Origin of the sequence: Psychrobacillus sp. NPDC093180 (genome assembly GCF_044754065.1) — a bacterium.
Taxonomy (GTDB): Bacteria; Bacillota; Bacilli; order Bacillales_A; family Planococcaceae; genus Psychrobacillus.
On sequence record NZ_JBIVOJ010000016.1, the window covers coordinates 68,277 to 83,887 of the forward strand.

General features: G+C 36.7%; 18 protein-coding genes and 1 other annotated feature. Of the genes, 9 read left to right on the forward strand and 9 right to left on the reverse strand.

The genetic code is table 11. The features are described 5' to 3' along the window. Positions 1-15 precede the first annotated feature (15 nt). Positions 16-1,557, reverse strand: a complete 1,542-nt coding sequence (locus ACIP9W_RS19790; protein ID WP_142540640.1) for a carbon-nitrogen hydrolase family protein — start codon at positions 1,555-1,557, stop codon at positions 16-18. A gap of 130 nt (positions 1,558-1,687) precedes the next feature. Between ACIP9W_RS19790 and ACIP9W_RS19795 the strand changes: the two genes are divergently transcribed. Genes ACIP9W_RS19795 through ACIP9W_RS19805 form a run of 3 tightly spaced genes read left to right on the forward strand, consistent with a single transcriptional unit; the run spans position 1,688 to position 3,486 of the window. Beyond that, positions 1,688-2,119 (forward strand): disulfide formation protein C, encoded by a 432-nt coding sequence (locus ACIP9W_RS19795; protein ID WP_400792842.1) that lies wholly within the window; start codon positions 1,688-1,690, stop codon positions 2,117-2,119. After that, positions 2,116-2,586 carry a thioredoxin family protein gene (locus tag ACIP9W_RS19800; RefSeq protein ID WP_400792844.1) on the forward strand — a complete coding sequence of 157 codons (471 nt, stop codon included), beginning with the start codon at positions 2,116-2,118 and terminating at the stop codon, positions 2,584-2,586. Before ACIP9W_RS19795 ends, ACIP9W_RS19800 begins: the two co-directional genes overlap by 4 nt. A gap of 51 nt (positions 2,587-2,637) precedes the next feature. Continuing rightward, positions 2,638-3,486 (forward strand): RluA family pseudouridine synthase, encoded by an 849-nt coding sequence (locus ACIP9W_RS19805; protein WP_400792845.1) that lies wholly within the window; start codon positions 2,638-2,640, stop codon positions 3,484-3,486. A 73-nt stretch (positions 3,487-3,559) separates the two neighbouring features. On the opposite strand, the gene ACIP9W_RS19810 is transcribed toward ACIP9W_RS19805, so the two are convergent. Next, positions 3,560-4,273 (reverse strand): hypothetical protein, encoded by a 714-nt coding sequence (locus tag ACIP9W_RS19810; protein ID WP_400792846.1) that lies wholly within the window; start codon positions 4,271-4,273, stop codon positions 3,560-3,562. A 244-nt stretch (positions 4,274-4,517) separates the two neighbouring features. Between ACIP9W_RS19810 and ACIP9W_RS19815 the strand changes: the two genes are divergently transcribed. Next, entirely contained in the window at positions 4,518-5,090 is a 573-nt protein-coding gene (locus tag ACIP9W_RS19815; RefSeq protein ID WP_400792847.1) for a hypothetical protein, read from the forward strand. A gap of 31 nt (positions 5,091-5,121) precedes the next feature. On the opposite strand, the gene ACIP9W_RS19820 is transcribed toward ACIP9W_RS19815, so the two are convergent. From ACIP9W_RS19820 to queG, 4 genes are all read right to left on the reverse strand, one after another. Next, positions 5,122-5,946, reverse strand: coding sequence for an aldo/keto reductase (locus ACIP9W_RS19820; protein ID WP_400792849.1), 825 nt, complete (start codon positions 5,944-5,946; stop codon positions 5,122-5,124). Between the two features lie 39 nt (positions 5,947-5,985). Next, positions 5,986-6,168, reverse strand: a complete 183-nt coding sequence (locus ACIP9W_RS19825) for a hypothetical protein (RefSeq protein ID WP_142540633.1) — start codon at positions 6,166-6,168, stop codon at positions 5,986-5,988. Positions 6,169-6,470: 302 nt separating this feature from the next. Beyond that, the gene (gene trmL, locus ACIP9W_RS19830) at positions 6,471-6,944 is read right to left on the reverse strand and encodes a tRNA (uridine(34)/cytosine(34)/5-carboxymethylaminomethyluridine(34)-2'-O)-methyltransferase TrmL (protein ID WP_282242039.1); all 474 of its coding nucleotides are present in this window, start codon (positions 6,942-6,944) and stop codon (positions 6,471-6,473) included. Between the two features lie 12 nt (positions 6,945-6,956). After that, positions 6,957-8,096, reverse strand: coding sequence for a tRNA epoxyqueuosine(34) reductase QueG (gene queG, locus ACIP9W_RS19835; RefSeq protein ID WP_400792851.1), 1,140 nt, complete (start codon positions 8,094-8,096; stop codon positions 6,957-6,959). A gap of 55 nt (positions 8,097-8,151) precedes the next feature. Here queG and ACIP9W_RS19840 point away from each other — a divergent pair, with 55 nt between their 5' ends. From ACIP9W_RS19840 to ACIP9W_RS19855, 4 genes are all read left to right on the forward strand, one after another. Beyond that, the gene (locus tag ACIP9W_RS19840; protein WP_400792852.1) at positions 8,152-8,841 is read left to right on the forward strand and encodes a B3/B4 domain-containing protein; all 690 of its coding nucleotides are present in this window, start codon (positions 8,152-8,154) and stop codon (positions 8,839-8,841) included. A gap of 3 nt (positions 8,842-8,844) precedes the next feature. Then, on the forward strand, positions 8,845-9,360 hold the full coding sequence (locus tag ACIP9W_RS19845) for a hypothetical protein (protein WP_282242042.1): 516 nt from the start codon (positions 8,845-8,847) through the stop codon (positions 9,358-9,360). A gap of 264 nt (positions 9,361-9,624) precedes the next feature. Further along, positions 9,625-10,686 carry an ATP-grasp domain-containing protein gene (locus tag ACIP9W_RS19850; RefSeq protein WP_400792854.1) on the forward strand — a complete coding sequence of 354 codons (1,062 nt, stop codon included), beginning with the start codon at positions 9,625-9,627 and terminating at the stop codon, positions 10,684-10,686. 46 nt (positions 10,687-10,732) lie between these two features. After that, complete coding sequence (locus ACIP9W_RS19855) at positions 10,733-10,957, forward strand: FtsB/FtsL family cell division protein (protein WP_400792855.1); 225 nt, start codon at positions 10,733-10,735, stop codon at positions 10,955-10,957. A gap of 514 nt (positions 10,958-11,471) precedes the next feature. Here ACIP9W_RS19855 and proS read toward each other — a convergent pair. Next, on the reverse strand, positions 11,472-12,911 hold the full coding sequence (proS, locus tag ACIP9W_RS19860; protein WP_400792856.1) for a proline--tRNA ligase: 1,440 nt from the start codon (positions 12,909-12,911) through the stop codon (positions 11,472-11,474). A 41-nt stretch (positions 12,912-12,952) separates the two neighbouring features. After that, positions 12,953-13,170 (reverse strand) — a binding site (T-box leader). Positions 13,171-13,354: 184 nt separating this feature from the next. Between proS and ACIP9W_RS19865 the strand changes: the two genes are divergently transcribed. Further along, positions 13,355-13,726: a VOC family protein gene (locus tag ACIP9W_RS19865; protein WP_400792857.1), complete on the forward strand. Its 372-nt coding sequence runs from the start codon at positions 13,355-13,357 to the stop codon at positions 13,724-13,726. Positions 13,727-14,151: 425 nt separating this feature from the next. On the opposite strand, the gene ACIP9W_RS19870 is transcribed toward ACIP9W_RS19865, so the two are convergent. Then, entirely contained in the window at positions 14,152-14,295 is a 144-nt protein-coding gene (locus ACIP9W_RS19870) for a hypothetical protein (RefSeq protein ID WP_400792858.1), read from the reverse strand. Positions 14,296-14,472: 177 nt separating this feature from the next. After that, entirely contained in the window at positions 14,473-15,384 is a 912-nt protein-coding gene (locus tag ACIP9W_RS19875; RefSeq protein WP_400792860.1) for a GNAT family N-acetyltransferase, read from the reverse strand. Between the last annotated feature and the right edge of the window lie 227 nt (positions 15,385-15,611).

Below are 15,611 nucleotides of genomic sequence, written 5' to 3' on the forward strand. Positions count from 1 at the left end.
CGAAACACCCATTCCTCATTTTTTATAATCTATACCATAGACATCATGTCGACGATCTTTTAAATGCTTAACTGTTCCGTCTTGTCGTTGGCGTCTTAATATTTCTAAATCGACATCTCCTATTAAAACCATTTCGACATTCGGTTCTGTTTCGCCTACAATTCCGTCTCTCGCAAATTCAAAATCAGACGGTGCAAAAATAGCTGATTGAGCATACTGGATATCCATATTTTCGGTTTGTGGTAAGTTTCCTACTGTACCTGATATAACCGTGTAAATTTGGTTTTCTACTGCGCGCGCTTGCGCACAATAGCGAACTCGTAAATATCCTTGTCGATCCTCTGTACAAAATGGCGTAAAAATAATATTGGCACCCATATCTGTTGCAATTCGGGCAAGCTCTGGAAACTCGATATCGTAACATATTTGAATGGCAATTTTCCCACAATCCGTATCAAATACTTGTACCGAATCTCCAGCACTAATTCCCCACCATTTGCGTTCATTCGGCGTAATATGGATTTTATACTGTTTGTCAATCGCGCCATCGCGATGAAATAAATACGCAATATTATAAATTTCTTCGTTCTCTTCTTCTACAAAATGAGAGCCCGCAATGATGTTAATATTGTAACGTACAGCTAAATCTGCAAACAATTCCATGTACTGTGGGGTATATTCCGTTAATTTACGAACTGCCTGACTTGGAGAAGGCTCATCTAAGAAAGACATAAGCTGGGTTGTAAAAATTTCTGGAAATACGACGAAATCGGATTGTGCATCGGATGCAACATCTACAAAATACTCACATTGATGCGCAAATTGTTCAAACGAATTAATTTTGCGCATCATGTACTGCACTGCACAAATTCGAACAGGATAGCTCGTCTTAAAATGACGCTTTGATAACGGGATATAATCTACGTTATTCCATTCCATTAAAGTAGCATATTTAACGGATGCCTTGTCATCCGGTAAATAATTTGGATTAATACGCATTAAAGTAAAACCATTCATCAATTGAAAGGTTAATACGGGATCGTATATTTTATGACGAGAAACAGCTGTTACATATTCTCTCGGTGACATTTCGTTTGCGTGTTTATGGTAATTTGGAATGCGGCCGCCAATAATAATGGATTTTAAATTAAACTGTCTGGCAATATCTTTTCTGCCCTCATACAAGCGTTGACCGACTTTCATCCTTCTAAATTCAGGATGCACCATTACTTCAATTCCATATAAGTTATATCCATCTGGATTATGATTTGTAATATAACCTGAATCTGTTACGTCAGACCATGAGTGACGGTCATCGTACTCATCAAAGTTAATAATAAGGCTGGAGCATGAGCCAATTACTTTCCCATCAAGCTCTGCTACTAATTGACCTTCTGGGAATATTGTTAAATGACTGCGTAAATGTGCTACTTCCCAAGGATCCATTCCTGGAAAGCATAAGCGCTGAATTTCTAAAATAGATTCAATATCAGAAAAAGTCGTTTGTCTGATAACCATGCTTTTTTCAAATTGAGATAAGTCAAATTCTTCCGACATATTATCCACTCCTCAAGTAATCACTAATTTCTATTATATAACTCTTTTCTGCACAGATAAAATGTTTTACATGCTTTCAAAGAACCCTTATACTTTGATTTGAGTTCAAAGTATTTAAAAGGAGCGGCCTATGACAAAAAAAGTTGAAAATTTAATGCTATTTATGTGGGTAGTGGCTTTTACTGCAACGCTTGGTTCTTTATACTTTTCCGAAATAAGACAATACGAGCCTTGTGAATTATGCTGGTATCAACGAATACTTATGTATCCTCTCGTATTGATAGTAGGAATTGCTTTTGTCCAAAAAAATGCTAAAATTGCACTTACTTCCCTTGCTTTTTCTATCATTGGTGCATGTATTTCTGCATACCATTATAGCATCCAAAAGTTAGACTTTATGCAAGATTCTGCTCCAGCTTGTGGAAGAGTATCTTGTACTGGTGAGTATATAAATTATTTAGGCTTTATTACGATTCCATTTTTAGCACTTATTGCTTTCATTTTAATCGCAGTTAGTAGTGTACTTGTTTTAAGAAGTTTGAAGGAGGAAAAATCATTATGAAGAAATTAGCTATATTCGGCGGGATTATCATCTTAGTTTTCGTACTAATATTCGTATTGAATGGACAAAAAAACAAGCAAGCATTATCGGACAACCCTTACGATAAAGAAAACCTAAGACAGTCTACAATTGATCTAATAAAAGATCCCAACTACCAAAATATCATCCTTCCAGATGACCTAAAAAAGAAAATTGATAGCGGCGAGCCTGTTACTGCTTATTTCTTCAGCCCAGAATGTGTGCACTGTCAGGAAATGACACCAAGACTAACGCCACTTGCAGAAGAAAACGGTATCGATATTGTAAAATATAATATACTTGAATATGAACAAGGTTGGGATGATTATTTAATCGAAGGTACGCCGACACTTATTTACTTTGAAGGTGGAAAAGAAGTAGCAAGAATGATGAATGCGCAACCAAATGAAAATATCCAAGCATTTTTTGATCAAGTCGTATTAAAATAATTAGATGGGTCGTGTCCAATAGACATGACCTTTTTTAAAGGAGAATAAAGGATGTTACATACACTAACCTATACAGTTCCAGAAGACGGACTAACGATTGAAACAATTTTACAAAACAACTGGAAGCTTGGAAAAAAACTTATCCATGACTTACGTATGCAAAAAGCAGTGAGTAACACTAGTGGGGAACTATTGCAATGGAAACTACCAAACAAAAAAGGAGATGTATTAGTTTTTAAGTGGGAAGGAGAATCGTCCAATTACGTCCCTTCCGATCAAATCCCATTATATGTTGCATATGAGGATGAATACTTATTAATAGCGTCTAAACCTCGTGGCGTTGCAACTCATCCGAACGAAGAAGGTCAAAACCATACATTTATGAATACCGTATCCCACTATCTATCAAGTAAAGGTCAAAATTATGGGGAACATGTTCACCGAATTGATGAAGGCACAAAAGGTTTAATCGTAGTTGCGAAAAACCCGATTGTTAAAGGAATGCTCGATCGTATGCTTGAAAATAAAACAATTATCCGCACATACGAGGCAATTTTGGAAGGACAGTTAAAAAACCAGCACGGCACGATTCGAGCTGCAATCGGAAACGATCGCCATCACCCAACGAGAAAGCGGGTTTCCCCTTCTGGTCAACAAGCTATCACGCATTACGAAGTAGTCGGCAGACATCCGCAGTTTACAAAGGTACATGCCATATTAGAAACGGGTCGTACACATCAAATCCGTGTACATTTTGCCCATCTGGGTCATCCAATTGTTGGAGATGACTTATATGGAGCGAAGAAAACACCTACTAAAACATATGAGCTCCATGCTTTTAAAGTACAATTTGCTCATCCGATAACAGGTGAAATGATCGTCGTAGAAGACAAGAGATAGTAATGCCACATTATCTATAAAATCGAAAAAAGTCATTATCAGAACTATTACGCTCTGATAATGACTTTTTAGTTTATAAATTTAACTCTTTCTTTGCATTTTCCACTGCCTGCATAAGCTCTGCATCTTTAACAATTGTCACATCAGGGTCCACTTGTTCCTTTTGAGGTAATTCAAACTGAAATTTTTCCGCATATGGTGCAGGTCTATTCATTAAGAACTCCGTAATCTGTTCCGCAATTTTTTCACGAGCTTCTTCAGCGGTCCTCTTACCAGTTACTATTTCATGCATCATATTCATAGACAAAGTATTGGCGCCTTCGTTATCGCAATGTACAGATACCTCTCCCCTTGTTCTGTCGATAACGAGACTACCCTCTAGTTTTGCTACTTCCCCTGCTTTTTCCGCTGGCACATGATAGTCAATAAACTGTTCGAGCATATCTACATGAGGTTCGGGAAAGTCATGAGGAACTCCTTCTTTATAAACGATTGTTTTCTTCCATGGACCATTATAATACCAAATAATTGTCGAATGTGTAGTGTCATTCGGTGGACCATAAAACTCGATCATCTTTTGCGTTACTTTTTTGGAAAGTGTTGGCCAGTCCTCTATTAACTTTTCGACTACTGTAAGGTCCACTGTAGTATTAGTGCCTCTTTTTCCATTCATATCAGTCGCATGAAGCTGCTTGTTAGATTCCATCGCAATTGCAGCTGTTTGTAATCGTTCCTGTGCGCTCAATTGATCGGCATATGGTTGATTTTTTTGTTCGTTACTATTCAATATTTCCATCCCTTTCTTCTATTTATTTAAATTTATTCTCTCTATTTATCTACCCTTTAACTAATCGACTAAACAAAATATTCCTAGAGTCTATACCATTCCGGACAAAAAATTTATCAGTACATCCCCAGTACTATTCTTTATAGTTTTAGTATACATTCTGGAAATGATTACAAGATTTATTTTAATTATCATGGGTATTCATTAGTAGAGGAGTATCCTGAAGAAGAGGGAAGCGATATACTTGTTTGGATTTTCAGATTTATTATCAGTAGCTATTTCAGCATTTATCATATTGCCCATTGTTGTATTTTTAAGAGAGAGTGGTTACTTAATTGTCAGTAAAATTTTAGGCGTAGAAAACCCAAGGATCACTATTGGCTCTGGCCCTCGGATTTTTAAAATAGGGATTTTCGATGTTCGAAAATATTATCATCTATATAGTTGGTTTTCTTATGATGATATACGAAGAAAAAATAAATTTACTTATGTCTTTATTTATGCTGGTCCTATTCTCGTTAACCTTTTGCTTGCATTAGTTATTAATGCACTTTTAGCGAATGGAATACTGCACGAATACAAGAATTTTTGGGAGCGATTTATTTTTTATGCGTTTTACTATGTTTTGTTTGATTTGGTTCCGATGAAAACTTTAAATGGGATGCCTAATAACGGGATGATTATTTATGAGATGTTACGATATGGTAAAAGAACCGATTATAATCAGCAGCCCTTTATCCCGACAACTACTGACGTAGAAAAAGAATATCAGGAACAAATGAAACAAATAAAAAAAAAGAAAGAGGTACAGGAATAGCATCCATGTACCTCTTTTTTCTTTTTACGGACTAAAAAGTATCTGGATCCATCCCTGTTCTTTCATCTAAGTTGAGTGCATCGATATTTTTCATATCCTCAGCTGACAGCTCAAAATCAAAAACTTGGAAGTTGTCTGTAATTCTAGCAGGTGTCACTGATTTTGGTATGACGATTAAATCGTTCTGTAAATGCCAACGGATAATTATTTGTGCCGTTGTTTTACCATATTTTGCACTAATATTTTGTAAAGTAGATTCATCAAGCAATCTACCTCTTGCTAGAGGCGACCAGGAAGTAACGGCAATTCCTTTTTCCGTACAGTAATTTCTAAGATCCACTTGTGTTAATCTTGGATGACACTCAATCTGATTGACCATCGGTTGTATGTTGGCTTTTGCTGCAATTGCTTCTAGATGATGCTGGTGGTGATTCGAAACACCAGTTGCGCGAATTAGTTTCTCTTCATATAAACGCTCGATTGCACGATATGTGTCAACAAACGTTTCTTTTACTGGCCAATGGGTTAAATACAAATCTACATAGTCCAAGCCAAGAAGCTCTAAGGATTTTTCAAACGCTTTTAATGTTTGATCGTATCCTTGATCGGTATTCCATACTTTTGTCGTAATGAAAATATCTTCTCTTGCAAGTTTAGAGTGACGAACTGCTTCTCCGACTTCTTTCTCGTTTGCGTAAAGAGATGCCGTGTCTATATGGCGATAACCATTATCAAGTGCAGTGGATATTGCTTGTAACGCAATATCTGGTTCGGTCATCTTGTAAACTCCTAAACCAATACGTGGCATTTCTACTCCGTTTGCTAAACGTTTTGTTGAATCCATATGTAATTCCATATTGATCGTCCTTTCTTTTAAAGAAAACGACTGAAAAGCTCAGTCGTTTTTCCTTTGTTTAATAGAAGAAGTATCATCTGATTGTGCTGGATCAGATACTCGATGATCTTTTTCTAGCTCATTGTCATCGCGAAGCTTCTCCATTTGTTTTCCTAGTTGCTTTACTTCTTCCATATTTGTTGCCATCGAACCGTTTTCTGGACCATTTTTCAAATTACTCATTTAAAAAATCACTCCTTTTCTATATCCTAGTAGAATTGGATGGCAGATGCAACTCTCAAAAGGTACATTTTTTGCCATAAATTCATTTTTGCCAATATTTCTTTTTACCCTAAAGTAATGTATACTTATGGTTGAATATACTGGAGGAGGCGCTTAATATGAGATTAATCCTAGTTCTTGGCGTTTGTGTAGCATTCCTTACTGCGATCTTCACTGCAGGATATGATGACAAACCAGGTGCATCTAAAAAATAAGAATGTATGTTAAAACGGACGATGCCTTTACGGGCTCGTCCGTTTTTTTTAATGTAAATTAGGATAATCTTGTTGTCTTAATGCTTCATATATTAATATAGCAGCCGTATTAGATAAATTTAAGGAACGAATATTATCATTCATCGGAATTCTAAGGGCTCGGTCCGGATGCGCATCAATTAGTTCACGTGGCAACCCTTTCGTTTCGCGTCCAAAAATAAAGAAATGATCCTTCTCTGCGTCACTAAAGTTATAAGTAGTATGCGGCTTCGCACCAAACTTCGTGATTAAATAATATTCCGCTTCAGGGTGTGTCGCAAAAAAGTCATCTAGCCCATCATAATAAGTAATATCTACATGCTCCCAATAGTCTAAGCCAGCTCGTTTAAGCATTTTGTCATCTGTAGAAAATCCAAGAGGTCTGATTAAATGTAATTTTGCCCCTGTTCCTGCACATGTTCTAGCGATGTTCCCTGTATTTGCAGGGATTTCAGGTTGATATAACACGATATTAATACTCACTATTTCCACTTCCTATTTCTCAATTGTATAAAATTCTAAGCCTTTACGAATTTCTATTAGTACTTCTTCTGCTTTTTCGGTTTGCTCTGCTTTCTTCAATGCAGTCCGACCTTCTTCTGTGTTTATCTTTCCAATAGCCCAAGCTGCTGTTCCTCTTATTACCGGACGAGCATCCTTTTCCATCAGTTCGATCAATGTTGGTACAGCGGACTCTTCTTTAAAGTGAGCAAGCGCTAATATGGCATTTCGCTGAATTGGATTTTTCCCTCTCCAAGCACCAGACATATGTCCATATGTCTCTTTAAACGTCCGATTCGTCATGTTCAGCAATGGTAGAAGCAGTGGCTTTACAAGCTCTGGATCTGGTGTAAATGCTTCTTGATGCAAATTCGCTTTTCCTTTGTTTTTCGGGCAAATCGTTTGGCAGGTATCGCACCCATATATACGATTCCCTATTTTTGTGCGAAATTCATCCGGAACCATTGTTTTCGTTTGTGTGATAAAAGCGATGCATCTTTGTGCATTTAACTGTCCTCCTTGGATTAATGCTCCAGTCGGACAAATATCTAAACAAAGTGTGCACTCGCCACATTGATCCTCCATCTGTTCGCTTGGAGCAAATGGAATGGATGTGATCATCTCACCTAAGTATACGTAGGAGCCAAATTCAGGAGTAATAACCGCACAGTTTTTGGCACTCCAACCGATTCCAGCACGTTCTGCAACTGCACGATCGGACAACTCACCAGTGTCTACCATGGAACGCAGTTTTGCATCCGGTATATGGGTTAATATATATAATTCTAAGAGCGCAAGCTTTTCCCGTAAGACGGTGTGATAATCCATTCCCCAGGAAGCTCTAGCGAAGATTCCTCGTCGTGCTCCTTTTATACTTTTCGGAGCATCTTTCATTTTCGATGGATACGCTATGGCAATCGAAATAATACTCTCTGCGTCAGAAAGTAAAAGCTCTGGATGCGTTCTTTTTTCAATATCTGGTTCTTCAAAACCCGAAGCATATCCTAGCTCTTGTTGTCGAATTAATCTATTTTTCAATTCCTTGAATGGAGAAGCAGACGTAAACCCAATTTTATCAATTCCAATGGAAGCTGCATATTCTATTAGTTGTTGTTGAAATTGATTGATATTCACAATTGTTCTCCTTTCTTATGATACACTTAAGAAAATAGTTGTAAGGATGGTTGCTATGATGTTTACATTAAATGATTCTTTATTGCAAATCGAACCTAACTTTAAAATAGGCATTATTCATTATACCAAAATTGTCGTTTCTCCTTCGCCTCAAATGCTTAAAGGTCGGCTCCAATTATTTCAAGAACAGCTCTTCTTTGAAATGGAAGAGAAAAAAGTTACCGAATTTGACGGCATAAAAGAATGGCGAGTGCTGTGGAAGAAGTTTGGTGCTGATCCAAATAGATATCGCCACTCCGCGGAAGCATTATATCGACGAATTGCAAAACAAAATTATATCACACCAATGCATTCTGCAGTAGATTTAAATAATTTCTTCTCGTTGCGTTATGAAATACCAATGGGCATATACGATGTAGAAAAGATTGAAGGAAATGTTCAAATTTCTATTGGCAATGAAGACACGTCTTATGAAGGCTTGAATGGTAGAGAAAACAAATTACATAATATACTTACGCTTCAAGATACTGCCGGAGCATTTGGTAGTCCCTTTGTCGATTCAATCCGAACAGCAGTAACGGAAACAACAACGGATGCCTTTCAAATCGTCTTCCTCCGTCCAACGATGAATATGGAGGAAAGTCAAAAACTAATCCATTCGATGGAAGCAATGTTTACTCAAATTCATGGTGGAGAACCAAATTCTTTTGTTTTAAATACAAATAATAGAGAATGGGAGATTTAATATATGGCAAATATTTCGTTAGCAGAGGCTGTAAAACTAAAAAGTATACTATTAAAAAGAATTCATGAGCTGGAAGAAGAAATTATGCGCGTAGCTTTTATAACTATTGAAAAAGGCAGTTCTCCTGAAATTGGACCTCGTACGGTCTCTGTAGTAGACAATGAAATTACATTAACAAGAAAAGATATTCGAACGCTCGATAAACTTATCTATGAAGCGAATATAAGCAATACAGTGACTTTTAAAGACAAAGCTTATACAATTGTAGAAGCAATAGAACTTGCTACACAAATGCGTGCCCAAGCAAGGATCTATAAACAATTAGGCGCATCAGAAAAAGAAAGAGTACAGTATGGATATGGAGATGGAACGACCTATGTCCAGGTTGCCCTATTTAATCCTGAAGAATATCGTGTAAATGCTCTTCAATACGAAAAAGAAGCAAATAAACTATCTGGGATCATCAATGCAAAAAACTACTCCATCACGATTAATTTTGATGATGAAAAATACGCATAATCCTTGGTAAGGTGAGACTCTTTACCAAGGGCATAGTTAGGAAATCGCTCTCAAATTGAATTAGACAAACCAATGACCTCTAACCTTTCACTTTGTGACTCATGACTAATGACCATCCATTGCAATAGCAAACGATTTCTAATTAGTGTGCTCTGCGATTTCCTGCTATGTAAAACGCTCCTTCCCACTTTTGTGGAGGAGCGTTTTAATAATATAATTTTCTTTAATTAACCTAAAATATTACATAGAAAATGAGGAATTTACATGTCGATTAATATTTGGTTCAATAGATGGTTTTCAACTGTAGCACATTACATGGAGATGATTCGACATAATTCAGATCAACAAGAGTTTGTTATCTACGGCACACATCCTAATCCTGATACGGTGTATTTTAATTACTGTGATGTATCAGGCACAGAACCAGATATCGAGGGAGAAGCATATTTACAGTTTTGTATAGACTACTGTATACAAAACCAGATCCATGTATTTGTTCCACGAAAAGAAAATGTGCTTATCTCTCAAAATTTAGACAAATTCGAGGAAATCGGTGTAAAAGTGTTAGTTTGTCCAGATGGTGATTTAATGGCCTTAGTAGATGACAAAGCGGCGATGTACCGTTCCTTAGAAAACCAAGCGAATGAAGGGAATTTTATAGTAGCTATCCCTTCCTACCGAATTGTCAACAATGCGAAAGAATTCCAAGCTGCTTATGAGGCATTAAGTAAGAATAATACGAAGCTATGTATTAAGCCTGTCATTGGAGAAGGTGCGAGCGGATTCCGTATTATCGATAATAAAGCAGATACTATTCCTTTTATATTCAGTACCGCTTCCTCCCAAAAGATTTCTTATGATACAGCTGTTAAAACTTTACAAACTCAGGAGCATTTCCCCGACTTAATGGTATTAGAATATCTCGATGGTTATGAGTATAGCATTGACTGTCTAGCCGAAGCCGATGGAACTTTACTTACGGCAATACCAAGGAAAAAAGGAAATGGACGCATTCGTGAGATTGAATACAATAAAGAATTAATTGAAATCGCTGAGAAAATGGCTGCACAATATAAAATTCCTTACGTATTTAATATCCAAGTAAGATATAAAGACGGCATTCCAAAACTATTAGAAATTAACCCTCGTATGAGTGGTGGGTTACATATAAGCTGTCTATCCGATATTAATTTCCCCTATTATGCAATTAAGTTATTACTAGGCGAGCAATTAGAAACCCTTGATCCTAGGTTTGATGTGAAAGCAACGCATATTGAACAACCGGTAATATTATCAACTTTGAAGGAGCCTGTAGTGTTAGTTTAGGTGTTTGTCCTATTTTCGTGGGGAATTGTCCGACTATTTAAAGAGATTGTCCAACATTGCAATGATTGTCCAACTTCGGGAGGAGATTGTCCAGCTATGTGAAGCGATTGTCCAACTTCGGGCAGAGATCATCCAACTTTCGGGAAAGATTGTCCAGCTTCGAGTAGTGATTGTCCAACCTTGGAATGATTGTCCAGCCTTGAGCAGAGATCGTCCAACTTCGTGTAAAGATCGTCCAACTTTGAGCAGAGATTGTTCAACCTCGGAATGATTGTCCAACTTCCGGAGGAGATTGTCCAACTATGTGAAGGGATTGTCCAACTTTCGGCGGAGATCGTCCAACCTTGGAATGATTGTCCAGCTTTGAGCAGAGATCGTCCAACTTCGTGTAAAGATCGTCCAGCTTTGCGCAGAGATTGTCCAACCTTGGAATGATTGTCCAGCTTTCAGCAGAGATTGTCCAACTTCGTGTAAAGATCGTCCAGCTTTCAGCAAAGATTGTCCAACTTCGAGTAAAGATTGACCAGCTTTGCGCAGAGATTGTCCAACCTTGCACTGATTGTCCAACTATGTGAAGAGATTGTCCAACCTTGCACTGATTGTCCAACTTTGAGCAATGATTGTCCAGTTTCAGGAAGAGATTGTCCAAATTACAATCAAGCGATGTAGAGACTCCCTCTCACTAAGACGCACCTTCACCATAATGCTGATCACATAAACTAAGCATAAAAAATCAACCATTTAACAAGCAATGGTTGATTTTTTAACTTATATTTTCTATTTAATTAGTAAGCACGACCGAACCATACAGTATGTTTCGATTCCTTGCCACAGTTGATGCATGTTGCTTTTTCAGCTGGTGGGTTGAATGGAATATTACGTGTCGTAAATTTCGTTTCATTCTTCACATGCTCTTCACAAGCGTCATCTCCACACCAACCTGCAAGAATCCATCCTGGGATTTCTCCTTTATCAGTTGAATCAGTAAGATGTTGTTTTAACTCATCTAATGTGTTCACATGTGTATGCGAGTTTTGATCACGGAATGCACGAGCTTTTTCAAGTAAACGTGTTTGCATTGTTGTTAACTCTTCTTCAATGCGTTCCACTAAATTAGGGATATCTACAGATACTTTATTCTCTTCATCTCGAGCTTTTAATAGTGCTTGGTTGTTTTCTAAATCACGTGGTCCTAATTCAATACGAACTGGAACTCCTTTTAACTCCCACTCATTAAATTTATAGCCTGGAGATTGGTCAGAATCATCTAGACGAACACGAATACCTTTTGCTTTTAATGCAGCAAACACTTCATCTAGTTTTTCCATAATAGCAGGATTCTTTTTCCAAGGTCCTACTGGTATTAATACAACTTGAGTTGGAGCAATACGTGGTGGCAATACAAGCCCTTGCTCGTCACCATGAACCATAATAACCGAACCGATTAGACGTGTAGATGTTCCCCAAGATGTTGTATGCACATGCTGATGCTTGTTTTCTTTATTTAAATACTTAATATCAAATGCTTCAGCAAACTTTGTTCCAAGGTAATGAGATGTACCAGCTTGCACTGCTTTTCCGTCCTTCATCATGGCTTCAATAGAATACGTATCTACAGCCCCTGCAAAGCGTTCAGAAGGAGTTTTTTGACCATCGTATACTGGAATTGCTAATAGCTCTTCTACGACCTCTTTATAGATGTTAAGCATCTGCATTGTTTCCGTACGTGCCTCTTCTTCATCTGCATGCGCAGTATGACCTTCTTGCCATAAAAATTCAGAAGTGCGAATGAAAGGAAGAGTTTTCTTCTCCCAACGGAATACGTTTGCCCATTGGTTGATAAGCACTGGTAGATCACGGTAACTCTTAATCCAGTCAGAATATAAATGACCTATCATTGTTTCAGAGGTTGGACGAAGTGCTAGGCGCTCTTCCAATTTTTCACCTGCTGCCTCTGTTACCCATGGAAGCTCTGGTGAGAAGCCTTCGATATGATCTTTTTCTTTTTGAAAAAATGATTCTGGAATAAGCATTGGGAAATAAGCATTGCGATGTCCAGTCTCTTTAAAACGTCGATCCATTTCAGCTTGAATATGCTCCCAAATCTCAAAGCCATCCGGTTTAAATGCAATACACCCACGAACTGGCGTATAATCCATTAAATCTGCCTTCTGAATTGTGTCAATATACCATTTCGAAAAATCATTTTGTTGTTGATTTGTCATAAAGTTCCCTCCTAATAATAAAAAGCACAGAGCAGTCCTCGGAAAAGGACGTCTCTGTGCTGTATAGACGTGGTACCACCTTAGTTTAGCTAAAATCCCTTTTAGCCCTCTAATACGTTTGTTAACGAAAACGACTCGGTTATGTTTGCATAACATCTCCGTGGTAGGTTTCAACAAGAAGTGGTGATATAGCTCTCAGCAAGCTGCTATATTTTCTGTTTCACAATTCTTATTTACTTGGCCACATCAAAGATTGTATATACTTAATAATATACCAAATAGATGAATTTAATACAATCTCCATTCTTACTTCATGTAATCACTAACGTAGTTATTCCCATGGTGCCATCAGGGTTATGATACTCTTCTATTCTCTGGTGCTTGTATAATTTCGTTTACTCTCTTATACTTATTAATAATTCTGACTAAAAGGCGGTTATGATATGAATTTAGGAGCATTTTCTGTAAGTTTAAAAGTAAAAGACATTAATAAATCCAAGACATTCTATGAAAATCTTGGTTTTCAAGCTATGGGAGGAGATATTACACAAAATTGGCTTATCATGAAAAATGAAAATTGCATAATTGGCCTCTTCCAAGGTATGTTCGAAAATAATATTCTCACTTTCAATCCTGGCTGGAATAGTAATGCAGAAAATCTCGAGTCATTTACAGATGTTCGAGAACTTCAAAAACAACTTAAAGAAAAAGGAATAAAAATACTGCAAGAAGCGGATGAAACTACAGAAGGACCTGCATATTTTACAATTGAAGATCCAGATGGTAATCAAATTCTTTTAGACCAGCATAGATAATAAAAGTGGTATATATTAATATAATAATGTAAAAGCAGGTTCACTGATCCTGCTTTTTATTTCTTTCTTCGTTTAACGTAATTTCACTCGTCATTTACTATATGCAAAGAAGACCAAATGTTAAAATGTGCATAGGTCTGTAGGATATAGATCATTTATCCTTTGTCATGAATGCGAGTTATATAGGCTAATCTTCTTTTCCACTCCAAACCTGTGACAACACCTATGCTTTAATACTGCCCCCCTTTCCACCAATTGGACTATTTTAAAAGCACAGAGTAGTTCTGGTATTAGGACTTCTCTGTGCTTAATATGTGTGAACACATTAGTTAAATTAAATTCACTCTAAATGAAAAATTGCTTCCCTCGGAGGAAAGCATCTGTAATAGTCTAATAATATTAATTGTACAAAGTTCTAAAACGATTTATATGCAATCCTTTTTTAGAAGATTCTTTTCCTTATCCATTTCAAAGTTTATCATCGTTGCTTTCTTATACGCTTCTGCTTTTGAGGAAGCATATACATCTATAATTTTGCCATTCATAATGAAGTTATATTTTTTTATCATTTTAGGTCCCCCAATTTTTTTATTATTTTCTATATGTCGGCTCACTCTGGTATACATTTCACTTAACCAACATTTATATTATTAACTTCCCTGTCTTTATCTTTATTAAACAATTAATTTGTAAATCCCCCTTTATGAACATTAAACAAAGAACCCTTGGTCTAAAAGGATTAACAACTAAAGCTCAATAAAATATCTATTTTCCTTTTCTATGACCTCAAATCCTACTGATTTGTATAGATTTAATGCTTTTTCATTCTCTGTATCTACCATTAATTTAGCCTCTTTCAGACCTTTTTCTTTTAGATAATTAATTGCCGTAGTAAGGAGAAACTTAGCAATACCTTTTTTACGCCATTGTTTTCGAACAAATACTTCTTCAATCATTCCTATTTCATCCTCTTGCCATACCATCGCACTAGGAAGGATTGTTCCATTCTCCCTAACTGTAATGGTAGTCCAGGATTTATTATTCTTGTATTCACGTAATCTATTTAACCCTAATACAGCATCAGGCCAGATTTCTGATTCAATCTCTAAATATTCTTTTTCCTCTTCCAATCTACTCATCTTCCAATATTCCCATTGTAAATCCGGTACCAAGTTAGCGGGTTCAATAAGTTTTTTTAGATCTCTGTTCATCGTGTATAGGGTGTTCAATGGACTAAAACCTTTTTCCCCTACAAAAAAATGATTATTATTTACTTCTGTCCCAAAATTCCCGACACATAAATATGTATGATAAGTTGAAGAAAGTAATTGTTTGAATTCTAATGCTCGATTATATAGTTTTTCATATAGTTGATTATATAATTTATAATCGGTTTCTCTCTCAGGCAGTACTTTTAAGTTCAAATAGATAGCGTTTCTACTCTCTAGAGGGGATCCATCCCTCACAACATTAATCACTTCAATTTGTCCTTTTGCAATCATTTGTTCATTTTCAAAGGCACAGTATACGTTCTCCCAATTTTCCTCTGGACCAATCCACCAAAACACCACCTGCTTTCCCGTTGTTACAGCCTGATAAAAGTCACCTAATAATGGCATGTCAGCTTGTTGAAAATTTCTAATTACGGTTGAACTCATAATACTACTTACTCCTTTTATATCAATTACTTGGTTTAATACCATTAAAAGTTTAAAGAAAAGTCTGAATATTAATATCATAAATTATATATTATTACCAAAAAATGCACAAGAAGTAATAATAAGTTTCAACAATAGAGTAGGCGCATGAAAATTAATTCATGCGCCTCTCGCAGATCCGTACGTGCGGGTCATCGCATACGGCTCCTCCATGCTTATCCCCTTTG